At 58.6% G+C, this 21,871-nt stretch carries 19 protein-coding genes and 2 pseudogenes; 11 read left to right on the top strand and 10 right to left on the bottom strand.

Features of this window, described 5'->3' with window-relative positions; genetic code table 11:
* Positions 1 to 47: 47 nt before the first annotated feature.
* Positions 48 to 1,121: a WYL domain-containing protein gene (locus tag HBO24_RS00285; RefSeq protein WP_170059091.1), complete on the bottom strand. Its 1,074-nt coding sequence runs from the start codon at positions 1,119 to 1,121 to the stop codon at positions 48 to 50.
* Positions 1,122 to 1,221: 100 nt separating this feature from the next.
* On the opposite strand from HBO24_RS00285, the gene HBO24_RS00290 reads away from it, so the two are divergent.
* Complete coding sequence (locus HBO24_RS00290; RefSeq protein ID WP_232545027.1) at positions 1,222 to 2,226, top strand: hypothetical protein; 1,005 nt, start codon at positions 1,222 to 1,224, stop codon at positions 2,224 to 2,226.
* A 31-nt stretch (positions 2,227 to 2,257) separates the two neighbouring features.
* Here the strand turns inward: HBO24_RS00290 and HBO24_RS00295 are convergent, their stop codons facing one another.
* The 6 genes from HBO24_RS00295 to HBO24_RS00320 all read right to left on the bottom strand — a co-directional run bounded on the left by HBO24_RS00295 (position 2,258) and on the right by HBO24_RS00320 (position 8,848).
* Complete coding sequence (locus HBO24_RS00295; protein WP_057438400.1) at positions 2,258 to 2,884, bottom strand: LysE family translocator; 627 nt, start codon at positions 2,882 to 2,884, stop codon at positions 2,258 to 2,260.
* A 156-nt stretch (positions 2,885 to 3,040) separates the two neighbouring features.
* Positions 3,041 to 3,436: a hypothetical protein gene (locus HBO24_RS00300; RefSeq protein WP_120732970.1), complete on the bottom strand. Its 396-nt coding sequence runs from the start codon at positions 3,434 to 3,436 to the stop codon at positions 3,041 to 3,043.
* A 387-nt stretch (positions 3,437 to 3,823) separates the two neighbouring features.
* Positions 3,824 to 6,289, bottom strand: coding sequence for a TonB-dependent siderophore receptor (locus tag HBO24_RS00305; RefSeq protein ID WP_169961028.1), 2,466 nt, complete (start codon positions 6,287 to 6,289; stop codon positions 3,824 to 3,826).
* A gap of 97 nt (positions 6,290 to 6,386) precedes the next feature.
* Entirely contained in the window at positions 6,387 to 7,349 is a 963-nt protein-coding gene (locus HBO24_RS00310; protein WP_115128169.1) for a FecR domain-containing protein, read from the bottom strand.
* Positions 7,346 to 7,861 (bottom strand): sigma-70 family RNA polymerase sigma factor, encoded by a 516-nt coding sequence (locus HBO24_RS00315; protein WP_262153163.1) that lies wholly within the window; start codon positions 7,859 to 7,861, stop codon positions 7,346 to 7,348. The genes HBO24_RS00310 and HBO24_RS00315 overlap by 4 nt, the downstream gene beginning before the upstream one ends.
* 156 nt (positions 7,862 to 8,017) lie before the next feature.
* The gene (locus HBO24_RS00320) at positions 8,018 to 8,848 is read right to left on the bottom strand and encodes an alpha/beta hydrolase (RefSeq protein WP_057438405.1); all 831 of its coding nucleotides are present in this window, start codon (positions 8,846 to 8,848) and stop codon (positions 8,018 to 8,020) included.
* A 274-nt stretch (positions 8,849 to 9,122) separates the two neighbouring features.
* Between HBO24_RS00320 and HBO24_RS00325 the strand changes: the two genes are divergently transcribed.
* The 4 genes from HBO24_RS00325 (at position 9,123) to HBO24_RS00340 (ending at position 12,857) form a co-directional block, all read left to right on the top strand.
* On the top strand, positions 9,123 to 9,662 hold the full coding sequence (locus tag HBO24_RS00325) for an adenylate kinase (RefSeq protein WP_057438406.1): 540 nt from the start codon (positions 9,123 to 9,125) through the stop codon (positions 9,660 to 9,662).
* 177 nt (positions 9,663 to 9,839) lie between these two features.
* A complete protein-coding gene (locus HBO24_RS00330; protein ID WP_169961031.1) occupies positions 9,840 to 11,453 on the top strand; it encodes a methyl-accepting chemotaxis protein in 1,614 nt (537 codons plus the stop codon).
* A gap of 157 nt (positions 11,454 to 11,610) precedes the next feature.
* Entirely contained in the window at positions 11,611 to 12,168 is a 558-nt protein-coding gene (locus tag HBO24_RS00335; RefSeq protein WP_143110355.1) for a helix-turn-helix transcriptional regulator, read from the top strand.
* A 107-nt stretch (positions 12,169 to 12,275) separates the two neighbouring features.
* Positions 12,276 to 12,857, top strand: coding sequence for an HD domain-containing protein (locus HBO24_RS00340; RefSeq protein ID WP_057438408.1), 582 nt, complete (start codon positions 12,276 to 12,278; stop codon positions 12,855 to 12,857).
* On the opposite strand, the pseudogene HBO24_RS00345 reads toward HBO24_RS00340, so the two are convergent.
* Positions 12,854 to 13,066, bottom strand: a pseudogene (locus HBO24_RS00345) (helix-turn-helix domain-containing protein); the annotation flags it as partial. The gene HBO24_RS00340 and the pseudogene HBO24_RS00345 sit on opposite strands and share 4 nt — an antisense overlap.
* Positions 13,067 to 13,491: 425 nt before the next feature.
* On the opposite strand from HBO24_RS00345, the gene HBO24_RS00350 reads away from it, so the two are divergent.
* The 3 genes and pseudogenes from HBO24_RS00350 to HBO24_RS00360 all read left to right on the top strand — a co-directional run bounded on the left by HBO24_RS00350 (position 13,492) and on the right by HBO24_RS00360 (position 15,846).
* Positions 13,492 to 14,346, top strand: coding sequence for an EamA family transporter (locus HBO24_RS00350; protein ID WP_128593695.1), 855 nt, complete (start codon positions 13,492 to 13,494; stop codon positions 14,344 to 14,346).
* Positions 14,347 to 14,605: 259 nt separating this feature from the next.
* Positions 14,606 to 15,094 (top strand): annotated as a pseudogene (locus HBO24_RS00355) (ATP-binding protein); the annotation flags it as partial.
* Positions 15,095 to 15,417: 323 nt separating this feature from the next.
* Positions 15,418 to 15,846, top strand: coding sequence for a hypothetical protein (locus HBO24_RS00360; protein ID WP_170059093.1), 429 nt, complete (start codon positions 15,418 to 15,420; stop codon positions 15,844 to 15,846).
* A gap of 258 nt (positions 15,847 to 16,104) precedes the next feature.
* On the opposite strand, the gene HBO24_RS00365 is transcribed toward HBO24_RS00360, so the two are convergent.
* Positions 16,105 to 17,271, bottom strand: a complete 1,167-nt coding sequence (locus tag HBO24_RS00365) for an MFS transporter (protein ID WP_170059094.1) — start codon at positions 17,269 to 17,271, stop codon at positions 16,105 to 16,107.
* 94 nt (positions 17,272 to 17,365) lie between these two features.
* Here HBO24_RS00365 and HBO24_RS00370 point away from each other — a divergent pair, with 94 nt between their 5' ends.
* Together HBO24_RS00370 and HBO24_RS00375 are read left to right on the top strand one after the other, a co-directional pair.
* Complete coding sequence (locus HBO24_RS00370) at positions 17,366 to 18,259, top strand: LysR substrate-binding domain-containing protein (protein WP_057438414.1); 894 nt, start codon at positions 17,366 to 17,368, stop codon at positions 18,257 to 18,259.
* Between the two features lie 319 nt (positions 18,260 to 18,578).
* Positions 18,579 to 18,992, top strand: coding sequence for a hypothetical protein (locus HBO24_RS00375; protein ID WP_170059095.1), 414 nt, complete (start codon positions 18,579 to 18,581; stop codon positions 18,990 to 18,992).
* 751 nt (positions 18,993 to 19,743) lie between these two features.
* Here the strand turns inward: HBO24_RS00375 and HBO24_RS00380 are convergent.
* Positions 19,744 to 20,676, bottom strand: coding sequence for a LysR family transcriptional regulator (locus HBO24_RS00380; RefSeq protein ID WP_057438415.1), 933 nt, complete (start codon positions 20,674 to 20,676; stop codon positions 19,744 to 19,746).
* Positions 20,677 to 20,785: 109 nt separating this feature from the next.
* Between HBO24_RS00380 and HBO24_RS00385 the strand changes: the two genes are divergently transcribed.
* Entirely contained in the window at positions 20,786 to 21,871 is a 1,086-nt protein-coding gene (locus tag HBO24_RS00385; RefSeq protein WP_057438416.1) for a TauD/TfdA family dioxygenase, read from the top strand.

Raw genomic sequence — 21,871 nt, forward strand, 5'->3', positions numbered from 1 at the left:
GCAGGGTAATCGAAACCACAGCCCGGCGCGCGGCCGCGGTGCCCGCCCTAGGCCGGGTCGCCCGCGTATAAGTCCACCGCGCGCTGCAATGTCTGGCGCACATGCTTGCGCAAGTTCGCCGGCGCCAGCACTTCGATATCGGCAGCATTGCTCAGCAGAAACAGGCGCAGGCCCTGGGTGTCATAGAGACTGCAACTCAAGTCCCAGTGCTGTTCGTCATGGGGCACGAACACCTGGTCGTCGGTCAGCGGGTTTTCGCTCAAGCGATTATGCAAATTGGCACTCAGGCGCAGCTTCAGCGGGACGGGTGCCTCGCCATGGATAGTCATCAGGTGCTTCTGTGCTTCCAGCGAGTTGACATCGTAGTGCTCCGGGCCCGGCAGGTTCATCCAGTTGCACTTGACCTCCAGCATGCGATGCAGCATCAACGCGCACAGTGTATGCGGGCCGTTGCTGCTGTACTTGCCACGCGGATCTGTCGGCACGTAGCCGGCCGGCCAATGCTCCTCCACCACATACGCGGACAGATAGACGTTGGAGTCTTGATAGGAGAGGGCCAGGGGTTTCAACAGGTATCGGCATTCGGCGCCGTCGGCGTCCCTGGGCAGGTAGGTCACTTCCAGGGAGGCGTCTTCGAGGATCGCTGCTTGAATCGTAGTCAGGTGCGCCGGGTCGTGCTTGCCCGGCTTAAGCAGGGTAAACCGCGTGCCGCTGGTAATGCGCTGCGACCAGGCCAGAGGGCGGGCGGAATGCTTGGTCATTTCCGAGGCCGCGTATTTGCGCAGTTCGCCCAACTGCTCGGTATGGGCGTTGAAGCCAAAACGCTGGGCGTGGTCAAAAATCGCCGCCAGGGTCATGGCTTCGGTGGGGCAGAGCGTCAGGTCGAAACTCTCGCGCCCGGACTTCCAGTATTTGGCCTTTTTATCCGGGCCTTTTTCACCCACGGCGACCAGTTCGGTCTGGGTCAGGGCTTCAAGGTCACGCAGGGTGGTTTTGCCCTGCAGGCTGTAATCGTCGAACCACTTGCACAACGCCGCATGGATGTCTGCGGTCTTCATCGACGTGCCGCTGCGCTGCAGGATTTTGCGCAGCGCGGTGCGGCGTCGGTGATAATTGATCATGGCCGATACTCAAAGACAAAAAGTGGGTTTATCCGCTGGGACTATGTGCTCGCTGGCACGCAATCCCGCGATTTAGAGCGCCAGCCCACAGGAGCATTTCATGAACTGCAAAACCTATCTAGCCCTGCCACACGTTATTGCTTTCACTCGCTGGTTGGCCACGGAGCTGGAATCCACGGTGCTGTTCAAGCATGAGTACGTCAACCGCAAAACCGGCGTGCAGTGGTCGTGCAGCAGCTTGTACAACGCATTTGAACACTATCGCTGGAACCATCCGGGCAATTCGCGCCTGGACTTTGCTTCCGGCACCAGCGCGCTCAGCAACGGGGTGGCCCTGGCAGCCTTGCGTAAAGACCTGCTGGCGGCAACCGGCGACGATTCCCGCAGCGCCGAAGCGGCGAGTGATGTCATGCGCTGGGGTGGGGTCATGGCGCACAACGTGGATTGGTTGCAGACAAATAAGGCTGGGCTGGCCGGCATGCTGCAAAGCGTCGTGGCGGCGCTGGACGCGGGCGACGAGCGCGCGGCGCTGTTGCGTTCTGACAACCTGCGCTTCAACGCCGGGATGACCAAGGTGTATTCCCTGCTCTGCAAGGACTTCATCATCTATGACAGCCGTGTGGCCGCTGGCCTGGGTTGGCTGGTGGTGAAGTATTGCCATGCACACGGCCTGGTAAAAGTGCCGCCGGCCCTGTGCTTCCCCTGGGCCAACGCCAAGGAAGACAAGGATGCCCTCGCGCCAAAGCGCCGCAACCCTGGCAGCGACGGGTTCAAGTTCACGGGCTTGCGTTCCGGGCGTCACCACGCGATGTGGAACCTGCGCGCCAGCTGGTTGCTGACTGCCGTGCTCAAGCATCCGAGCGCTGCCGGCAGCCGCTTCCAGCAGGTTGCAGCGCCGAATGATCCATTGCGTGCCATGGAGGCTGCGCTGTTTATGATTGGCTACGACCTGGGCCAGGAAGCCGAGGTACCTGATCTGGAATACAGCGCCGAATTTGCCGAAAAAATCCTTGCAGCTTCCCGTGGGAATTTTGTCGAGGTCAGTGCCGATGACCTGATTGCGCAGTTGGATGACATGCTGGCCAAGGCACGGGTGTCAGGCTAGCAATGGCAGGCCATCCAGTCTTTGGTCCGGTCTATTTTTGACTGAGTGCCGCTACCGAAAGCCCGGACGCGACGAAGGTCAGTCCGGCGCCCACATTCAGGCCATTGACCACTTTTGGCTTGCGCTGCAGCCATGTCGACAGGCGCGTCGCAAAGATCCCCATGAGCGCAAAGCCCAGGGCGGTCAATGCGGCGAACCAGGCGCCATAGACCATCATTTGCACGGTGACCGAACCCAATGACGGGTTGACGAACTGCGGAATGAACGCGAGCACAAACAGCCCAGGCTTAGGGTTCAGCGCCGCCGACAGGAAGCCGGTGAGGAAGATGTTTTTGAGCGGTTGCCGCGCCGCCGGTTTGAAGTTGATCAGGCTGCGCGAACGCAAGACCTTGATGCCCAGCCACAACAGGTAGCTGGCGCCGATGACTTTGACCACCCAGAAGGCCACGGCGGATGTCTGCATCAGCAGGGTCAAGCCCAGCGATGCGGTGGCCACGTGAAACAGAATCCCGGTACCCGACGCGATCCCCGAAATGGCGGCTGCCATACGCCCCTGGCTCAGGCCCCTGGCGATGGCCAGCAGATTGTCCGGCCCGGGGGAGAGCACCAGCAACAGGCAGGCGGCGGTATAGGTCAGCCAGATTTCCAGGGGGAACATAACGACAGTCCTTTCGTCGAGGGGGTAGGGAGGCCATCGTGCTCCCGCGGGGCCTCCAAGATCAAGCCTGCTGCCACAGGTTTGTTGGAACTAGCGCCTTCTCAGGGCATGGCGTAGTCGCCACGAATATGGTTCAACCCTCTCGACGCCGCGACATCACTGCGGCCCCAGATCTACGATTTTGTTTCGCTGCAGTTCTGCGTCAATCTGCTGATCAAACCGGTTCACTTTCTCCAATTGCACAGGGCTGAACTTTTCGTCGGGCAGGTCTGGCCTGAAATGAATGCTGACGGGCCACACATTTTTCGGTGGGGTTACATAGTCAGCGAAGTGAGGTGCGCCGATTGACACGCTGACGTTTTCAATACCCAGTGAATCGGCCAGTTTATGAAAGCTTTCGGCCGTCGGGAATACGTGTTCATTGGCTACGCTGACGCGCACAGTTTGCCTATTCGGCATACCTGGCTCGGGGGGCATGCGCAGCTCTTCAATCTGTGGTTGAGCATTGGCTGAGAGGGCCGCTGATGGCTGATATGGAGTGCTGTTGATCATGCTGGATTCCTAAGTCTTGTTGAGGGGATCAGGGGGTTGCCTGATCGCTCAACTCAGTGAGTGATTCAGCCATTTGGGTTCCGGACAGAGAGGCATCAAGCAATACGGGGTGTTTAACGGGGAGGGGGCCTCAAGGGCGACTTCCCCCACACTCTTAGCCTGTACGAGATCACCCGACCGAGCAGTTGTGCCGACCCGGCCACCGATGTCTTCTCCGTGGGCGGTATGCTTTGGGCCCCGGCAAGCCGGCGCCCACCTGTGAATGGTGGTGTACCCAAAATCTCCTGCTGGCGATATTCCCCTGTAGGAGCGGGCTTGCCCGCGATGGCGGTGGTTCAGCCAATATTTCTGGTGCCTGACACCCGGCCTTCGCAGGCAAGCTGCCGCTTAGAAGGAGTACTTTGCGGTAACAGTAAAGTTACGCGGGTCACCAAATACGTCATACGGGCTCCAGGTCGAGTTGCTGGCGATGCCCTGGTAGTACTTCTTGTCGAACACGTTATTGATGTTCAGTTGGGTATCCAGATGTTTATTCACCTGGTAACCCGCCATCAGTCCGACCAAGGCGTAGGCATCCTGTTCGATATGGAACTTGCCAAACACGTTGCTGCCTTTGTTGAACGTTCCGCTTTGGCTATAGAGGTTGGCGCCGATGCGCCACTGGCTCATGTCGCCTTGCAGATGGTAGGTGGTATTGGCCTTGAACATATGGCGGGGGACGTCGGTGTCGAACAGGCTGCCTTCTTTGCTCTTGTCCGCATCTTTTTCGTACTTGGCCTGGGCGAAGGTATAACCGGCAGCCACTTGCCAGTTGGGCGTCAGGGCACCGTTGATCTCAAGTTCCAGTCCCTGGCTGCGCACCTTGCCGGCGGCTTCATAGCAGCCGTAGCTGCCGGCGGGGATCACTCGGCAGACACTGGCGTCCGCCACTTCCGCTGCACGGTTGAGCTGGTCGATCTGGAACAGCGAAGCGCTGGCGTTCAGCGCGCCGCCGAAGTACTCGCCCTTGATGCCCACTTCATAGTTTTCGCCGGTGATCGGCTTGATCCCGGCACCTTCACCGTTCTTCTCGGTCTGGGGTTGGAAGATGTCGGTGTAGCTGGCATAAGCCGAGTGGTTGTCGTCCAGGTCATAGATAACCCCGGCATAGCGGGTGACGTGGCGCACTTCCTTGGTTTTGCCCGAGGTGTAGTACTGATCGTTGGTCTGGTCATAGATGGAGGCGGCGTCGTACCAGTCCAGGCGTGCGCCGAGAATGACTTTCAGCGGGTCGGCAAGGTTCCAGCGGGTGGTCAGGTAGAGACCTTCCTGATCCACTTTGTCACTGAGGGAGTAAACGTCCGGAACGGTCGGTCTAGCCAGGCCCTTGGGGCTGAAGCCGTTGATGTCGGGCACGCCGACGAACACGTGGCCGCCGGTGGCCTCGGTCTTGAGCTGGCGCTTGCTGGCGCCCACCACCAGTTCATGTTGGCGGCCCAACAGCGAGAAGGGGCCACTGGCGAAAAAGTCATAGGTGGACTGGTCGAAGTCCCGTCCCTGGTTGAAGATGCGCTGGCGGTAGGTGGCATCGTTGTTGCGTTCGAGGACGCCACCCATCATCTTGAATTCGGACCAGTTTTTTGAGGCACCCAGGTGCAGGCGCCAATCGTTGTCGAAGCGTTGATCGAGTTCGACGAACAGTGTCTTGTTGTTGACGTCCTGGTGCGACCAGCTGTAGCCGAAGGTCTTGGAGCGGGAGAAACCCATATGGCTGCCATCCGGATTCACCGGCAAGCCGCCCCAGTTGATGTTGTTATTGTCGTTCTGATCGGACGCCCCCACGGTCAAGGTCGTACTGTCGCTCAGGTCGAACTCGCTGATGCCGTAGAACACGCCGCGCTCGCGCCCGGCGTAATCCTGATAGCTGTCCTTGTCGTTGTAGGCACCGACAAAGCGCCCGCGCACGCTGCCGCTGGCATTGACCGGGCCGGAGATGTCCAGTTCGCTGCGGTAGTTGTCCCAACTGCCAGCACTGGCGCTGACACTTGCCTGGAACTCCCTGGTGGGACGCTTGCGCACCATATTGATCGCGGCCGAAGGGTTGCCGGCGCCCTGCATCATGCCGGTGGCGCCGCGCACCACTTCGACGCGGTCGTAGGGGGCCAGGTCAGCCGTGGCAACCCAGTCGGCGTTATAGGTAGTGGGCAGGCCGTCGAACATCAGGTTGGTGATGGGGAAACCACGGGCAAAATACTCGCTGTTGGCAGGGCGCGAGGCTGACAAGCGTAGCCCTGGGGTGGCCTGGACCACATCGTCAAGGCTGCGCATGCCCTGGTCGTCCATGCGCTGGCGGGTGATCACCGTCACCGACTGCGGCGTCTCACGCAGGGACAAGGGCAGCTTGGTCGCGGTCTGCATCGCCCCTGTGGTGTAGGAGCCGCTGTTTTCAGTGGTCGAGCCCAGGGCCAGGCCGCTGACGGTGGTCGCGCCCAGTTGAAGGGCTCCGGCGTCATCGGCACGGGGTATCAGCAGGTAGTTGCCGCTGGCGTTGCGGGTAGCGGTCAGGCCACTGTCGAGCAGCAGGCGGTTGAGGCCTTCATGCACCGCAAAATCGCCGCGCAGCGCCGGCGCGTGCTTGCCCTGTACCAGGGCCGGATCAAAGGGTAGGGTGATCCCGGCGACCTGGGCGAAGCTGTTGAGCGACTCTTCCAGCGCCCCCGCGGCCAGGTCGTAGTGGCGGCGATCGGCCTGTTCGACCTGCACGGCAAAGCTGGCCAGCGGCAGGCCGGCCATGCCACCCAGCAAAATGCTCTGGAGGGTAAGCGCAAGAACGCTGCGCTGTAGGGGCCGTGGGGGATTCAAAGCATGGGACATGAACGGTGAGCTCCTTTCGAATGACGAGGTGTATTGCCTGTCTGTCGAAGGGCTTGGCAAAACCCGTAAAAGTTTTTGCGATTTTTTCTCATCCGGCTTAACGGGCGACGACACGGGTCCAAAGCGGGGTAAAACGCTCGATGCGCACTGGCAGCGAATCACCCAAGGCGCTCAAGGCACGGTCGATGTCGTCGAGCTGGAACACCCCCGACACCTCCAACTGCGCGACGACCGGGTCACAGTGCAACCAGCCGTGGCGATAACGCGCCAGTTCGGCGGTCAGGTCCTGCAGGCGCATGCGTTTGGCCACCAACTGCCCACGGGTCCAGGCACTGGCGTTGAAGGCGCTGATTTCGACACGGTGGCTGCCGCGGGCATCGATCAGATACTCCTCACCGGCAGCGACCCGGACTGGCTTGCCATTTGCGTAAATGGCCACCACGCCGTCCTCGACCCGCAGGCGCGTGCCATGCTGCTCGTCACGCACCGCAAAGGCGGTACCGATGGCTTGCAACTGTGCATGCCGGCTGCTGACCCAGAAGCTGCGGCGCCCGCCGGGTGCGGCGCTGTCCTTGCCGGTATCAATGAACATCTCGCCGCGACGCAGGGTGATCAGCCGGCGCTGGGCACTGAATTGCACGTCCACCGTGCTGGCGGTGTTCAGTTGCAGGCGGGTGCCGTCCGTCAGCAGGAACTGCCGCCGTTCGCCCACCCCGGTGGCATAGTCCGCGCCCCAGGGCACCAGCGTGCTGTCGCGCAGTGACCAGCCAGTAACGCCACTGGCAAGTAGCCCCATCCCCAGCAGCTTGAGCGCCTGGCGCCGGCTGTGATGATTGCTGTTCAGGCGCCCCAGCGTATCCCGCGCCACACTGCCGGGCAGCACGGCCAGATTCTGAAAGGTCGCGTCGCTTTTTTGCAGCGCTTGCCAGACGGTTTCATGCAACGCGTCGGCCTGACGCCAGCGTTGACAGGCCTCCAGGACCTCTGGAGTTGCGCCGTTGGACTCGATCCGCACCAGCCAGCCGATCGCCTGGTCGAGCACCTCATCTGGAGCACTCATTGTTGCGCCAGGTAGCAGTGGCGAATGGCAGTGGCCATGTACTTCTCCACCGAGCTGAGACTGATGGCCAAACGTTCGGCGATTTCCTTGTAGCTGAGGCCTTCGAGCCGCGACATCAGGAAGGCCATGCGCACCTTGGGGCGTAAGCCATCGAGCAGGGCGTCGATGCGCACCAGGGTTTCCAACAGCATCAGCTGCGATTCCGGTGACGGCACTCCGGCTTCCGGTAGGTGGGCAATGGCTTGCAGGTAAGCCCGTTCAACCCGCTGGCGGCGCACACGATCCACCAGCAGCCCATGGGCCACGGTGCTCAGCCAGGCCCGTGGCTGACGCAACTCCTGCAACCGCTCCGGCTTGCCGAGAATGTGCACAAAGGTGTCCTGAGCGAGGTCGGCAGCGTTGTCGCCATGACGCAACCGCTTGCGCAACCAATCTAGCAACCAGGCGTGATGATCGATGTACAGCGTGCGGATTTCGGCGTGAGGGGCTGAAGGAGTGGATGGCGACGACACGAAAAGCCTCCGCGCGATAACTGGATGCATTTGAGAATTCGTCGCATCTTAGTGCGGGGCGGCGCTGTTCAGCAAGAACAAAAGGGACAGATCCATTTAATTAAATAGATCCATCCCTTTCCCAGAAGGGCAGCAGAGTGATCTGCCCTTTATTGCCTAACCTCGTATAAACGCGAGCAAATCGGCATTGATCGCATCGGCGTTCGTTGTCGGCATTCCATGGGGAAACCCTGCATAGGTTTTCAGCGTGCTGTTCTGCAAGAGTTTGGCCGACAGCAGCCCAGAGTTTTCATAGGGCACGATTTGGTCATCGTCCCCATGCATTACCAGTACGGGGAGGGTGATGCGCTTGAGCGCTTCGGTAAAGTCGGTCTGGGAGAAGGCCACGATCCCGTCATAGTGGGCCTTTGCGCAGCCCATCATGCCTTGGCGCCACCAGTTGCGGATGATGCCTTCGGAGGGCTCTGCACCTGGGCGGTTATAACCGTAGAAAGGCCCGGCCGGCACGTCATGGTAGAACTGTGCGCGATTAGCTTTGAGCTGTGCCTGCATGTCATCGAACACAGACTTGGGCAAACCACCAGGATTGCTTGGGGTTTGCACCATCAACGGAGGTACGGCGCTGATGATAACGGCCTTCGACACGCGGTCTTCGCCGTGGCGCGCAAGGTAATGGATGACCTCGCCGCCACCGGTGGAATGCCCCACATGCACCGCACCCTGCACGCCGAGATGGTCGACGACTGCGGCGACGTCATCGGCATAGTGATCCATATCGTGCCCATCCCAAACCTGGCTCGATCGCCCATGGCCACGTCGGTCGTGGGCAATGACCCGGTAGCCGTGGTCCAGGAAAAACAGCATCTGCGCATCCCAGTCGTCGGCACTGAGTGGCCAGCCATGATGAAAGAAGATCACCTGGGCGTCCCGTGGGCCCCAGTCTTTATAAAAGATCTCAACACCGTCCTGCGTCGTGACATACCCCATATTCGCGTCTCCTGGGTGAAATGGAGGCGACGACCAGAAGCCTGTGCTGATCATGCCCTGTATTGAACAAGTGCAGCCCATCCAAGTGTTGCGCCTGCGCCGCTTGGTCGCCAAATCACTTAGGTTCAAGGTCAATGGTGTTGTGGGGTGGAATATGAGAATAGGCGAACTGGCGAAAATCAGCGGCCTGGGGTGTTAACAAACATAACAAAGCGGACTACCCCCGTTTTGCCCTTGTAGAATCCAACGCCGGCTAGTCTTCATGGAGAGAACATTGCACATCTACATCACAGGAGCTTCGTGTGCAGGCGTAACGACGCTGGGGCAGGCCCTCGCAACGCAGTTGGGCCTACCACACGTTGATGTGGATGACTTTTACTGGCTGCCCACCCACCCACCGTTCACCACCAAACGGCCACCCAATGAGCGCGTGTGTTTGATCAAGCAAGCGCTCGGTGACCAAGGCTGGGTGCTGACCGGCTCTTCTGATGGCTGGGGCGAAGCGCTTATGGTGCATGTGGACCTGATCGTGTTCGTGATAACGCCAACACCTGTGCGCCTCCAGCGGCTGGACCTGCGTGAAAAGCGCCTCTTTGGCGAGCGCATTGCCCCCGGGGGCGATATGCACGAGATACATGTCGCCTTTCGCGAATGGGCCTCGCAGTATGACGATCCGCGCTGTTCCGGGCGCAACCGCGCGCGGCATGAGGTGTGGATTTCCAGGCAGACGGTGCCGGTCTTGCGCATTGACGGGGAACACACTGCTGAGCAAATGGTTGCGCACGCCATGCAGGCGACGTTGCTATACCGATAAATCCCGTTCAGCACAGGAGTCGGCGGCGACGTCAGGCGTCACAGAGGACACCTAACCGCCATCACCAAGGCGAAAACCTGCAAGTAGGCTTAAATCAGTGGTAACGAACGCGTCGATGGGTTTTAAACGACAGCTATCAATACCTTGTTTTAGGCCATAACCGCAGAGGGCTTAGGGATGTCGATAAAACTTCGTCTGTTTTTGCTGATCGGCACCAGTGTGCTTACCGTGCTGGTCATCAGCCTGGTGAACTACCTGGGGAATGCGCGGATGGAGGCGGCGATGATTGACAGTGAGGTCAGCATGACCGCCCTGAGCAATCATCTGGAGGCCGACATGATGCACGACGCGCTGCGCGCCGATGTGCTGTCGGCAATGCTGGTGGGGCTGGGCAAAAGTGTCAGCAGTCGGGATGAAGTACTTGAAGCCGTCACCGACCATACCGCGCACTTTCGCGAGGCGCTGGGCAATAACGTGGCGCTGCCGCTCAACCCGACCCTCGAAGCCGCACTGAGTGACATCAAGCCCAGCCTCGACAATTACATCGCCCTCGGGGAGCGGATTGTCGGCGTGGCGCTGAACGATCCGGTTGCGGCCCAACAAGAACTGGGCACCTTCAGCGACGCCTTCACCCAGTTGGAAGGCCGGATGGCCAGCCTCAGTGAACTGATCGAAAACAACTCCAAGGCCACTGGCGAGCAGACCCGTCAAACCGTGCGCAGCGCCAATTTTACCCTCGCGGTGGTGCTGGTGCTGTGCCTGTTGTTGCTGGTTGCCCAGGGCTACTGGGTCACCCGCAGCATCATGCGGCCGCTGCAACTGGCGCGGCAGATTGCCGAGAGCATTGCCCATGGCAACCTTAGCGAAGCGATTCCCGAACCCGCCAGCCGCGATGAGGCAAGCATGCTGATTCGCAGCCTTGCCGTTATGCAACATGACCTGCGCGGCATGATCGACGTGGTGCGCAGCAATGCCCAGGGCGTTACGCGCATGAGCCAACAACTGAGCAACGGATGCCATGAAGTGGCTGCCAGCAGTCAGCAGCAGAGTTCTGCAGCGGGGACCATGTCGGCCGCCACCAGCCAAATGACCGCCAGCATCGAAGAAATCACCCGGCATGCCGAGCACGCCCTGGAAATGGCCAACCAGGCGCAAACCCTGGCCAAAAACGGTGGGCAAGTTATTCACCAAGTCGTCAGCGACATGGACGCCATCGCTCGCTCGGCGCAACACTCGGCCCAGGTGATCCGCACCCTGGACAAGGAGTCCGAAGGCATCTACAGCATTATCCAGGTAATCAAGGGCATTGCCGACCAGACCAACCTGCTGGCCCTCAATGCCGCCATTGAAGCCGCCCGCGCCGGCGAGCAGGGGCGCGGCTTTGCCGTGGTGGCTGACGAAGTGCGCAGCCTGGCAGGGCGCACCAGCGCCTCCACCCAGGAAATCGCCAGCATGGTCACGCGCATCCAGCAAAGCACCCGCGAGGCTGTCACCAGCATGGAAGAGGGGGTGGCCCAGGTGGATAAAGGCATGGCCGTCACGGCCGATGTGGAGCGGGCGATCCGTGAGATTCTTGACGCGACGTTGAATACTACGCAGCTGGTTAACGACATTACCCGCACGATTGGTGAGCAGAGCCTGGCAAGTAATGAGATCGCGCATCAGGTCGAGATGATTGCCGGGATGTCGGAAGGCAATACACGGGTGATTGGCCAGACGGCCGGGACTACGGATGAGTTGTCGGCGCTGGCGGGGCAGTTGGCGCAGTCGGTGGGGCGGTTTCGGCTTTGATGGGCTGAGGCGCTCTGGGTCGGGGATTGGTGTCATGCGCCAGGAGTGGGCTGCAGAGCGGCTGTTTTCGAGGTGAAACGATCACTCTTTAGCCCATTTGCATGCAGGTCTCGCACAGAGCAAACTTGCGAGACCTTCCACTTTTCCGTAATACCAAATGTCTGACATGTTGCTAAGTCCTGTCTTACCCGGCGTTATGCTCAGGCGATGGCGCCTGTTACACCGGGTCAAACAATCCCATGCCGCGGAGCTGTTTAACGTCACTCAATCGACTATCTCTCGCTGGGAGAGTGGCGTACTCGAGTTGGATCCTCTCGCGCACAAAAAGCTTGAGCAATTGCTGGCCGCTCGTCTCACCACCGCGGCGGATCAAGCGCTGGGACGAATGGTGCGGGAAAGCTCGCGTCCTGTTCATCTCATGTGTGATTTGACGCACCGTCTACTTGCTTGTTCTCCTTCGCGCGCCGCCCAGTTCACGAGTCCGGTCAGTGAACTGCTGGGTCGCTCGCTATGGCGCTTCGCTACGCCCAATATCATCAGCACCGAGCTCGCCCTGGATAAATTGGGTTGGCGGGAAGCGTTTGCGCCACCCGCGCTGGAGTTTCTGACGGGCCACAACAATTCGTCCATCGTTCCGATTAGCCAAAGCCTGTGTCGTTGGACGCGTATGCCCCTGTGCGACGGAACAACAGCGCGCTTGGTCGAGTCGCTCTGACGGCATCGCCCTGCATATTTTATGCGTGGACGCTGAACATCTTGAGATTTAGTCTGGCGTGAACAAGGTGAGCGGTATTCGGTTCGCCGACTGAATCAGAGGTTTTCATGGACATCGAAAAAATCAAAGGGCGCCTCGAATTTCTACGCGAGGCGGAAAAGCTCAAAGACGTGCTTAGAAGCGCGCACACCTCTTGCGGGCGCACCGAAAGCACGGCGGAGCATAGCTGGCGCCTTTGCCTGATGGCCATTGTCTTTGGGGACTACCTGACTGATCTCGATCGGCTGAAAATGCTCAAGATGTGTGTTATCCACGACTTGGGGGAGGCCATTAACGGAGATGTTCCCGCCATTAATCAAGATGCGTTTCCCAACAAGAGCGAGCAAGAGAGAAACGATCTCCTGCTCTTGACCAGTGCCCTGGATGAACCGTTAAAGGCCGAGATACTGGCGCTTTGGGATGACTATGAAAATGCTTCGTCGCCAGAGGCCGTAGCCGTCAAGGCGCTGGATAAGTTGGAGACGATGCTGCAGCACAACCAAGGCAAGAACCCAACGGGCTTCGATTACGAATTCAATCTTGCCTATGGCAAAAAATACACAGATGCCGCGCCGCTGTTTGAGGCGCTGCGCACTATCATCGACCAAGACACCAAAGAACACATACTGGCGAATTCTAAAAATCACTAAGTGGGTGCCGATTCGGGATGTGACTGAGGAGTCCCCTGAGTGGATCTCAAGTACCGATAAAGTGTCTGGCGACTGATTTCAAAGTCGCGCGCTAGTTTAGATTTACTATCTCCAGCGCCGGCGCGGTCAATTAAGCTTACCACCAGATTGTTGGACGGTTTTTTCTTGCGGCCTCTGTAAACCCCACGCATCTTTGCGCCAGCAATTCCTAAATCCCGAAAGCCGACAGGTGACGGTCATCGCCATTGGGCGCACACCGCTAACAACGCCAAATATCAAGCATCCCGCCAAGTTCAGTGATGCGTTGCAGGTGGCCATGTCACAAAGTGGTTGAAGCGGTGTAGAGAACAACAAAGCCTCGATCTTCGAAGTGGTCTCCGACGGGGCCGAGGCGAGGTATTTGATGAAAGGATTGGTAGAAATGTTTGCATTCGATTTTTGGGGGGGGCTACGATACCTATCGCTACTTACAACCTGAAGGCTATGATCTGTTGCTCAAAAGTAGGGCCAATATCCCGATGACCATCGGCCTACTCTACAAGGCCATGAGGGCCCAACGCAGGAACACTTAGGAGTCTGAAGGACTCTCGATGTGCAAAGCGAGCATCTATAAGGACAAAACGTGGATGTACTGATGGGGTTGCTGGCTGCCTTACTCTGGGGCGGTACAGATTTTTTAGTGGGCCTAAACGCTCGCGCAGTCGGCGTCAAACGCGCCGTGTTTTTCGGTCAGACGATGGGTTTTGCCATCATGAGCATGCTGCTGATCGTTTTCCCGACCTTCATTCTTAAATCCATGGCAGCACCATTCGATATTTGGCTCATCGGCATCGCCGCTGCCGTTTTGACTGTGTTCGGCGCCTTGGCCCTGTCCAAAGCGTTCGCACTTGGCAAAGCTTCTATCGTTGCGCCGCTGGTGACGTCCTACGGTGTGGTTACGACATTGCTGTCATGGGCTGGCGGTGAGCAGATCAGTCTAATCCAGTTGCTGTGCATCGCCTTGTGCGTGCTCGGAGTAATTCTCTCCAGCATTCACTCTGACTCGAAAGTGCCACACACTACGCAGGCCAGTAGTTCAATTTCCTTTGCATTACTGGCGGCTGTGTTCTTCGGCACCAGTTTTTGGTTGCAGGGGCATTTCGTTCTCCCCGTCCTCGGACCAGTGACCATGCTTTGGCTGGCCTATCTGGTCGGGCTGATTGTAATGTTCGTTATGGTTTTGAAGATCAAGGAAGGGTTGAAATTTCCGCCCTTAAAAAACTGCATGGCGCTAACGGGCGTGAGCCTGATGAACCTAGGTGGTTTTTCGGCGTTCGCTTATGGAGCGGTGTCGGGATCAGTTTCGGTGGTGACAGTAATCAGCACATTGTCGGGCGGTATCGCGGCAATTTTGGGTTATGTGTTTTTCAAGGAACGACTGGGAAAGGTGCAGGTGCTGGGCGTTGTTCTGGTACTGGGCGGTGCATTTGTGCTGCACCTGAAAACCTGATATGTGCGCTCAAAAAAAGTAAGCGTATATCCAACACACGTTCACATGACCGACGGTGTGTGGTTCAGCCCGTCGACGGCATCCTGTATTTGCCGACCTGTAACGGATGGCCAAGAGATAAGCGCAGTGCATCTTCGCCGCACCGAATACGGCACTCTGGCCGATGCTGGCGACTAGCCGATTCGACCCGAAGTGAGGTATCTGTGGTTGCTTCGACGCTTTTGTATGAGCATCATCAGGGTTCGACAAGGAGACGTCCCCTATGCCCAAACCCGTGCTTCATCTGATCTCAGGCAAGATTGCATCCGGCAAATCAACGCTGGCCAAAAGTTTGGCAGCCGAACAGTCGGCGATTCTGCTGAGTGAGGATCATTGGCTGTCACGGCTTTACCCTAATCAGATCAAGTCAGTAACCGATTACGTGCGCCTGTCGCGCCAGATTAGAGAGGTGGTGGGCCCGCTCGTCGTCGATGTGCTGAATACTGGCGTGACGGTGGTCTTGGATTTTCCCGCCAACACCCCTGAAGATCGACAATGGTTGCGCGGCCTCGCTGACTCAGCCGGGGTTGCCCATTGTGTCCACTACCTTGAGGTGGACGATGAGACCTGTCGAGGCAGGTTGCATATCCGCAACCGCCGCGCCGACCATGAGTTTGCGGCGACAGATGCTGAGTTCGATCTGATCACTAGCTACTTTCGGGCCCCGGACGAGGATGAAGGACTCCAGATTAAAATCCACCGTCTTTGACGGGTAGCGGCGCCTAGGGATGGCATCCTACGTGTCCGCTTAGGCTGACTGCTGCCCCATGGCGGCCAGTCAGCATTTAGCGAAATCGAGAGCCTCTTGCCTGTCGCGGTTATGCAATCTGTTGCTAAGCGAATTTGCCGAACGTCATCAGGCTGGCCCAGGTGCACACCGGTTCACGTCGCGAGCGCACTGCCAGCAAGCGCCGGGGTTCACAAAGTCGTAAACCCAGTACTCCCTTTTAATTTACCATTCGCAGGCGGTCCGTTCCGACGCCGCTCAGCCCACGCCGCACTCCGAATTTCAAATGGAAGGATCCCCGTTTCATGTCCAATACTTTGTTCCGCACACTTGCCTTGTCCAGCTTGTTAGTTCTCGCCAGCTGCACCACTGCAACGCAAACCGTATCGACGCCTGTTACCTCCAAGGCCATCGAAGCCTTCGTCGACATCTGCCTGAAGACCGCCCCCTCATTCGCCGGCTCTGCAGAAGCGGCCAAGCGGTTCGGCATCAACGACCTCCAGGACATGGGCTTCATGCGCAGCGGCTTCACCGCAGACAAAAACCTCTCCGTACAACTCTCTGAAAAGGAATGTGTCGTTACCACTCCGACGCAACCCGACGACAGCCTGACCCGCCAACTGTTGAGTGCCGCGCAGACTTACTCGCAAACGCCGGTAGCAGATCGTGTGCCATCGAAGGTGCGTATCCAGGACAACAACTTTATTCTTCATCATGACCGCAACGGCGGTTAAGCGTATGTGCTAATGCGGAACAAGTAATTAGCACTTTTACCCTGCGTACGAAAAAGCCCACAAAGTGGGCTTTTTTGTGTCTTTGTGATCGTGCGACGTGTGTTTGCGCAACCGCGTGTTCGTAGGCGTCACGGCTATCTGCGCGATGCCGTCGGCCGAGGTCACCACAACGGAGTCCTTGAACAAGATCCGACAGTTCAACTGGTCGAAGGTACTCAGGCCCCACATGAGCGTCTCGGTCAGTGGCTCACATCCTTCTCACGCCACCGCTGCCGCCACCGCCCTCGACCGCCAAGCAAACCCCAGCACCATCAACAATCCCAGGCCCGCCATTGCGGCTCCAGCCAGGGAAATCGCCGGATAACCCAACCCGGCGTTGATCACCGCGCCGCCCAGTGCCGCACCAATCGCGTTGCCGAAGTTGAAGGCGCCGATGTTCACCGCCGAGGCCAGGTTGGGGGCGTCCTTGGCGGCTTCCATCACGCGCATCTGCAGCGGCGGTACCAGGGCGAAGCTGGCGATGCCCCATATCAGGATGGCCACGGCAGCTGGCAACGGCCAGCGCATCAGTACGGTGAACGCCAGCAAGACGGCAATCAGCATGCTCAACGATACGATCAGGGTGCGATCTATCGAGCGGTCGGCAGCCTTGCCACCCCACATGTTGCCCAGTGTCAGCCCCACGCCGAACAGCACCAGCATCGCGGTGATGTAGGCGGTGGATGCGTGGGTCTCGCTGCTGAGGATCGGCGCGATGTAGGTGAAGACGGTAAACATGGCACCCGAGCCGACGACGGTGAGGGCCAACGCACCCAGCACCGGGCCACGGCCCAGTACGCGAATTTCGGCCATTACTCCGACGCTTGGCGGCGCCTTCAGGTTGGGCAGGGCGAACCACAACGCGGCCATGGCCACCACGCCGAGGCCGGTAATGCCCCAGAACGCGGTGCGCCAACCGAACAGTTCGCCAAACCAGGCAGCCAGCGGCACACCGCCGATGGTCGCCAGGGTGAGGCCCATAAACATTGCAGCCACCGCGCCGGCACGTTTCTCTGGGGCGACCACGCTGGCGGCGACGATGGAGCCCACGCCAAAAAACGCGCCGTGGTTCAGTGAGGTCACCACCCTGGCGACCATGAGGCTGTAGTAATCGGTCGCCAGGGCTGACATCAGATTGCCCAGGGTGAAAATCGCCATAAGCCCTATCAGCAGGTAGCGCCGGGGAATCCTGCCGGTGGTCAGGGTCATCAGTGGCGCGCCGAGCAGTACGCCCAGGGCGTAAGCGCTCACCAACAGGCCCGCAGCAGGAATCGAAACGCCGAGGTCCGCCGCGATGCTCGGCAACATGCCCATGGGGGCGAACTCGGTAACGCCAATGCCAAAGGCACCCATGGCGAGTGCAACGAGGGGTGGATTGATACGCATGAAAGGCTCCTTATCTATGCCGCCAATGCTACGATCCAGCCTTCTGAGGCGGTAGATAGCATTTTTGGCAATCACCTTTGCTTAAGAGGCACAAATGGACTTCAACGGCAGATCCGGTGAAATGCTTGTGTTCGCCAGCGTGGCGCAGGAGGGCAGCCTCTCGGCGGCCGCCCGTGCATTGGGGCTGACACCCTCGGCGGTCAGCCGGATCATCGCGCGTACCGAACTACGCCTTGGCACCCGGCTGCTGTTGCGCACCACTCGCGCGATCATCTTCACCGCCGAGGGCGAGGCGTTCCTGCGCGGTGCCCGACGTATCCTGGCGGACATGAACGAGATGGAAGAGGCCATCGCCGACCAGGGCGTGCCGAGGGGCCGATTACGGGTCAGCGCCGCCCTTGGCCATGGGCGGCAGACCATCGTTCCCTTGGTGGCGGCATTCAGCGCGCAGTACCCGAACATCGTCGTCGACCTCAACCTTGGCGACGAAGTGGTCGACATTCTTGGCGGCCAAGCCGACGTAGCAATACGCTTTGGCCATCTGCCCGACAGCCCGCTGACCGCACGCAGGCTCGGCGACACCGGTGAGGTCGTGGTGGCATCGCCCGAGTATCTAGAGCGCCACGGCACCCCCCAGGAACCGGAAGACCTGCTCCGGCACAACTGCCTGGGTTTCAACTTCCGGCGTGCCGAGCCCAACTGGCCGTTCATCCGCGACGGGAAAGAATTTTCCCTGAAGGTCAGCGGCAACATCGAATGCAGCAGCGGTGAAGCGCTGGCACAACTTGCGCGAGTCGGTGCCGGCATTGCGCGTATCGGCGAGTTCACCGTAAACGAGGATCTGCAGCGCGGCGACCTGATACCACTGCTGCAAGCCTGGAACCCCGGCGACCGGGAACCGATTCATGCGGTGTTCGTAGGCGGATCGGCAATGCCTGCGCGGGTGCGGTTGTTTGTGGACTTTTTGCTGGAACATCATCGGATCTAGGCGGTGGTGGCAGATCAGCTTTCCGGGGGAGGGGGGAGGTGGGGCGCAGGGGGCACCCCGGCGGCGCTTGATAAAAAATAAATTTTTATAGCCAGAACTTAGTGTGAGTTGCTAAGTCTGTATAGATAGTGGCAGGTTGCTACCTTTATTGATTCGCTCAGGTATGCAAAGAGTCTCTGTCCCCCAGACTTGATCATGGAGTTCGAGAAACCAAGATATTCATACACTTCCCTGAATGCCAATCAATAAAGCCCTCGTGTGTGGTTGCGCGGCTTAATAACTCTGCATGTGATATCGAGTTCTCTCGAACGGAGCCTTCATGAAACTTAAGGTTGTTCTTCTTAGTTCGATTCTCTTAGTTTCACCCCTGTATCAAGCCTATGCCGACAGTTGCAGAGAAAATATCTTTGACGGTTACGATTGCCGGTACGATGATGGAACAACCTCTTCCAGCAGAGCCAATATTTTCGGTGGGCAAGATACCCGTTACAGCGATGGTCGCACGTCGGAAAGCAGAGCCAATATTTTCGGTGGGCAAGATACCCGCAATAGCGATGGCACCACGTCGGAAAGCAGAGCTAATATTTTTGGTGGGCAAGATACCCGCAATAGCGATGGCACCACGTCGGAAAGCAGAGCCAATATTTTCGGCGGACAAGATACTCGCTACAGCGATGGCCGCACGTCGGAAAGCAGAGCCAATATTTTTGGCGGGCAAGATACGGAAAATTAGAAAAAAGCATTACCGTACAGGCTTGGCCGTTCGCGTCGGAAATTAATAAAACTTTCCTGGAGGGCCAATTTATTGCCCTCCAGAATTCCGTAGTAGCATTCTCACGAAAAAGTTGTATTTACTGATATCAACATATCTTTACAGAAAGCACTTTAAACCTGAACGACTGCTTTTGGCCGATTCTGTTGAAAAAGTCGGCCATGGTTTCCACGGCAGAAAAGTACGCGTTTGAGATTGAAATCTTTACTTTGAGCAGAGGGTTCCGGGCTCAGATTTCGCGTAGCTGCGCGCAAAAAAGGCATTTTCAGCAGTCAGTACATGCGCAGCCTGGAAGGACCGACTTTTTCAACACAATCGGCCGATTGCAGCCGTTCGTGACAGGCAACAATCGGCCAAGCGCTCATGATGTCTTCCGTTAAACATCAAAAATCCAGTGTGCTCGCTATGAGGCCAGCGCTTCCATTGATGTCGGCTGACACCACGCCATCGCGAGCGGGCTCGCTCCCACAGGGGGCATTGCTGTTTGGGGGATTGCGCTCCGTCAGGGACTGCGCCGATATGGGAGCAGGCATTTTCCTGCGTTTCACCCATCGCTGGCGTCGATAGTCGCCATCGCGCCAATAAAGATCTAATACAAAATCCTCGGCGTAGCATCTTGTCGATGCTCGTTGGCGGTAGCCGAGGGTGGGGTTCAGCGTGTCAGGTCTGATCAACTGCAGAGGGAGCGGACACGGCTGAACGCCCCGTAACCTCATATTAGTGCTGAGCCGCGTTTACATTCGAGGCTTTCACCTAAGCCGCGGATCATCTCCATCAAGGCCTTCACCCGCATTGGCAAATTTCCGGCCGGGTATACCGCGTGCATCTGTGGGCTCTCACCGCTGCTGGAGGTGAGCTTGTACTCAGGACAAACCCGAAACAGGCGTCCCGCATCCACTTCGGGCTCCGCCATCCAATCTGCCAAGCGGGCGATCCCGACGCCCGCCAGGGCTGCCTGGAATACCGCCAGACCGGAGCTGAAACGAAATTTTGGATGCACCCGAAAGCTGATGGCCTGCTCCTCACTGCGAAAATTCCACTCCTTGAGAATCCGTGGCGCCGTATGCAGGATCAGCGAATGCGACTCCAGTGCCTCGATGGAGTCGGGCATGCCGTTGCGCTCCAGGTAGTCGGGGCTGGCATACAGATAACGTGAGTAACTCCAGAGCGCAAAGCCGATCAAGTCGCTGGATTGTGGGAACGCACCGCGAATCGAGAAGTCCAGCTTGCTCTTGGCCGGGTCGATGATCTCATCGGTGAAAATCACATCGATGTTAACGTCCGGATAACGCTCACAGTATTGCGCGATCAACCGGGGCAATACTCCGTGCCCGAGAACCTCGGGGGCGGTAAAACGGATCCAGCCGGAGGCCAGGCCGCTGAGACCGGCCAGGTCTTCATCCACCTCACGTTGCAGATCGAGCATTTTGTGCGCGTGGGGCAATAAGCATTCACCCGCTTCGGTCAAGGTCACGGCGTTGGACGAGCGATGGAACAACTTGAGCCCCACACTTTCCTCCAGGGCTTGAACGGCACGGGTCAGTGCGCTGGGGGAGCGCCCCAGAGTCCGTGCCGCGGCGACGAAGCTGCGCTTGCGAGCCACGGTCGCGAAGGCTTCAAGTTCCCCCAACATATTCAATGCCACTCTCCACCTCATTGCATTTTTCACAACGTGGCATTGCAACACAAAAAAGGTCCTTCCGTTAACCTTCCCGTTCAACCCACAAGGATGGGGCAAACAGGAGCGCAAGGACGTGTCGAAGCTGGAAGAAGTAATCGGGAAAGCCGCAGCGGGTGTTGATGAAGTAATTCATGAATGGCAGGAAAAAAATTCAGTGACGTCGACCCGACGGGAGATACCGCAAATTCATCTGTCGCTCGAAGAACAACGCACACTTCAGGCCGGTCTGGCATCGCTGGACGTGACCGATAGCGCCTCGGGTATCCGCCACATGCCGGTCCTGGGGCTGTTGCTGGAAAGTGTCCTGTGCACCGAGAAAATCCAGCAGCTGCGCAATTTTCCACAGGCCCCTGAAGTGGCGATGATCATCAGGGGGCTGCCGCTGGACCCGCAACTGCCCGCCACGCCCTATGACCTGGAGCCGGGTATCGAGAACGTGCCGACGCTGGCCGGGGCTATTTTGTCCGTGCTGCAAACTCTGCAAACCTGTCCGCTGGCGTACGACGGTGAGAGCAACGACACGGTGTTCCGTCACGTATCGCCCAAGCATAAGCGAGAGACCGAAAAGAGTTCCTATGGCTCGCGCGCGGATCTGGACATGCATGTCGACAACCCTCACTTGCCTTTGACCTGCGAACCCGTCTCGCAGTTGTCGGCCTGTCCGGAGTACCTGTCCCTGACCGGCCTGCGCTGCGAGCTCGACGTGCCGACGCGCATCGTCGCAATTGACGAGGTGCTGGCCATTCTGCCGGCCTGCGTCGAAGAAGAATTGTCACGACCGAACTTCACCGTTCGCCGACCGGCCTCCTTCGGCAAGCAGGGGAATGTGCTGGAAAACGTCCCCTTGCTGTACAGAAGCGCAAACGATGGCCTGTATTGCCGCTACAACAAAGCGAGTGTCGAAACGACCTGCGCCAATGCGCAGTTTGCCCTCCAGCTGTTCGCCGCCGCTGCCAATCATCCCGATGTCGTGCACCACATACTGCTGCAACCAGGGGACATGCTGATCTTCAAGAACCAGCAAACCCTGCATGCCCGGGATGGTTTTACACCCCGTTACGACGGCCGTGATCGCTGGATGTTACGTGTCTTCGGGGTCAATGATCCGGCACGCGTGGTGCCGCTGGACCCTCATCAACCCTACATAGTCAGAGCCTGA

This window comes from Pseudomonas sp. WS 5410 (assembly GCF_012985645.1).
GTDB lineage: Bacteria > Pseudomonadota > Gammaproteobacteria > Pseudomonadales > Pseudomonadaceae > Aquipseudomonas > Aquipseudomonas shahriarae.

What these genes read in the sequence shown, in the direction of transcription:
- HBO24_RS00285 (WP_170059091.1), bottom strand. Translation starts at nt 1,121, where the DNA reads ATGATCAATTATCACCGACGCCGCACCGCGCTGCGCAAAATCCTGCAG.
- HBO24_RS00290 (WP_232545027.1), top strand. Translation starts at nt 1,222, where the DNA reads ATGAACTGCAAAACCTATCTAGCCCTGCCACACGTTATTGCTTTCACT.
- HBO24_RS00295 (WP_057438400.1), bottom strand. Translation starts at nt 2,884, where the DNA reads ATGTTCCCCCTGGAAATCTGGCTGACCTATACCGCCGCCTGCCTGTTG.
- HBO24_RS00300 (WP_120732970.1), bottom strand. Translation starts at nt 3,436, where the DNA reads ATGATCAACAGCACTCCATATCAGCCATCAGCGGCCCTCTCAGCCAAT.
- HBO24_RS00305 (WP_169961028.1), bottom strand. Translation starts at nt 6,289, where the DNA reads ATGTCCCATGCTTTGAATCCCCCACGGCCCCTACAGCGCAGCGTTCTT.
- HBO24_RS00310 (WP_115128169.1), bottom strand. Translation starts at nt 7,349, where the DNA reads ATGAGTGCTCCAGATGAGGTGCTCGACCAGGCGATCGGCTGGCTGGTG.
- HBO24_RS00320 (WP_057438405.1), bottom strand. Translation starts at nt 8,848, where the DNA reads ATGGGGTATGTCACGACGCAGGACGGTGTTGAGATCTTTTATAAAGAC.
- HBO24_RS00330 (WP_169961031.1), top strand. Translation starts at nt 9,840, where the DNA reads ATGTCGATAAAACTTCGTCTGTTTTTGCTGATCGGCACCAGTGTGCTT.
- HBO24_RS00335 (WP_143110355.1), top strand. Translation starts at nt 11,611, where the DNA reads ATGTCTGACATGTTGCTAAGTCCTGTCTTACCCGGCGTTATGCTCAGG.
- HBO24_RS00340 (WP_057438408.1), top strand. Translation starts at nt 12,276, where the DNA reads ATGGACATCGAAAAAATCAAAGGGCGCCTCGAATTTCTACGCGAGGCG.
- HBO24_RS00350 (WP_128593695.1), top strand. Translation starts at nt 13,492, where the DNA reads ATGGGGTTGCTGGCTGCCTTACTCTGGGGCGGTACAGATTTTTTAGTG.
- HBO24_RS00360 (WP_170059093.1), top strand. Translation starts at nt 15,418, where the DNA reads ATGTCCAATACTTTGTTCCGCACACTTGCCTTGTCCAGCTTGTTAGTT.
- HBO24_RS00365 (WP_170059094.1), bottom strand. Translation starts at nt 17,271, where the DNA reads ATGCGTATCAATCCACCCCTCGTTGCACTCGCCATGGGTGCCTTTGGC.
- HBO24_RS00370 (WP_057438414.1), top strand. Translation starts at nt 17,366, where the DNA reads ATGGACTTCAACGGCAGATCCGGTGAAATGCTTGTGTTCGCCAGCGTG.
- HBO24_RS00375 (WP_170059095.1), top strand. Translation starts at nt 18,579, where the DNA reads ATGAAACTTAAGGTTGTTCTTCTTAGTTCGATTCTCTTAGTTTCACCC.